Source organism: Thomasclavelia sp. (genome assembly GCF_047249845.1).
Lineage (GTDB): Bacteria > Bacillota_I > Bacilli_A > Erysipelotrichales > Coprobacillaceae > Thomasclavelia.
The window spans coordinates 1-1,691 of record NZ_JBKTWO010000173.1 but is presented as its reverse complement, the minus strand read 5'-3'; the positions used below and the strand labels follow the sequence as shown (position 1 = coordinate 1,691).

The 1,691-nt window shown below is 28.7% G+C and carries 2 protein-coding genes and 1 pseudogene; all 3 read right to left on the bottom strand.

The genetic code is table 11. The annotated features are described in order from the left end of the window. On the bottom strand, positions 1 to 780 hold a 780-nt coding region (locus ACLR9T_RS14495), incomplete at its 3' end, for a MalY/PatB family protein (RefSeq protein WP_413110158.1). Beyond that, positions 773 to 1,513 carry a TrmH family RNA methyltransferase gene (locus ACLR9T_RS14490; RefSeq protein ID WP_413110157.1) on the bottom strand — a complete coding sequence of 247 codons (741 nt, stop codon included), beginning with the start codon at positions 1,511 to 1,513 and terminating at the stop codon, positions 773 to 775. The genes ACLR9T_RS14490 and ACLR9T_RS14495, both read right to left, overlap by 8 nt. Beyond that, positions 1,500 to 1,691, bottom strand: a pseudogene (locus ACLR9T_RS14485) (sel1 repeat family protein); the annotation flags it as partial. The pseudogene ACLR9T_RS14485 and the gene ACLR9T_RS14490, both read right to left, overlap by 14 nt.

The window sequence follows — 1,691 nt, the reverse complement described above, 5'->3', positions numbered from 1 at the left end:
ATTTTCATCAACAAATTTTTTTCTCATATCCTCATTGGCTATTATAATATTAGATGTTTGTAAAGCTGCCAAATTAAATGTTTTTGATGGTGATGTACAAATAATTGTAAAATCTTTAAATGATTGATCAACATTATAAAAAGCAATATGTTGATTATCTCCATAAACAAAGTCCATATGAATTTCATCACTTACAACATAAACATGATGTTTTTTACAAATCATACCTATTTGATATAATTCATTTCTTGACCAGACTCTTCCAATTGGATTATGAGGATGACATAAAATAAACATTTTTACATTATTTTGCACAATTTGCTGTTCAAAAACATCAAAATCACATATATATTGTTTTCCATTAAAAGATAAAGGACATTCTATAACTGTTCTACCATTCAATTGAATAGATGCATCAAATGGATAATAGACAGGCTTCATAATCATTACATTATCTGATGGTTTTGTATAAGCTCTCACCGCCAATTTTAATGCTGTTACAATTCCTGGTGTAGGAATAATCCAATCTTTCTCTACATGAAAATCATGTCTCGTCCCTAACCAATGAATAACTGATTGATAATAAGAGTCAGTTGGTGCTGCATATCCAAAAATTCCATGTTCTGCTCTTTTTATTAATACCTGTTTGACTTCAGGTAATGTTTCAAAATCCATATCAGCAACCCACATAGGGATAATACGTGTATCTTGAGCTTTTTCTCGATCATATTTAATACTATTTGTTTGTCTTCTATTTACAATTTTATCAAAATTATACATTATCTCTTAGTACCTCTTTTCTTTGAAATTGTTCTTTGGAAAAATGGAAAAGTGTAAGACCTAAAGCCATTGATAAATTCAATGAATCAATAGTTTCACTATGTGGTATAAAAACACTCTGACCATAATTCAAATAAGTATCATCTAAACCACTGCTTTCATTCCCAAACACTAATGAATGAACATTATTTGTAGATATTTGATGTATATTTTTGGCACCTTTTAACATGAAGGGATAAAATTCATGATATTTATATTCTTGATAATATGATTCAAAATTATCATAATACTGTATATTGAGATGAAAAATAGCCCCCATAGATGCACGTATCACTTTTGGATCAAAAATATCTACTGCTGGACGTATAATAACCAAATGAAGGTATCCAAACCCCAGCATAGTTCTCATCATTGTTCCCATATTTCCCATATCCATTGGGTTTACCAAAACAACATGATTTCCTTCCTGAATTTGATCTGAATATTTTTTAAAAACACCAATTGCAAAACAATTGTTTTTAGGACTTAATTTATCTATTGTCTTATCATGGATTTCTATATGTATATGATATTGTTGACACAGTTCTTGAATTAATGGATAACCTTTATTTTGAATAATAGAAGAATGTACAACAACTCTTATGAGATATTGAGGTCTTTTTTTTAATAATTCAATTGTTTGAAACACTCCTAAAGTGTAAGATGTTTCATCATTCTTTTTATATATTTTCATAATTTTCTCTACTTTCCTTTTCATTTGACTGATTCAAAATCTCACTTGCGACTTGATAATAAGCCAATGATTTTTGATGATCCTTTTTCACATATCTTCCTAATTCATATAATTGTCCCAATAACAAACATGCATCTCGACTTCTTAACTGAGCTGCCTGATGTAAATATAACAAAGC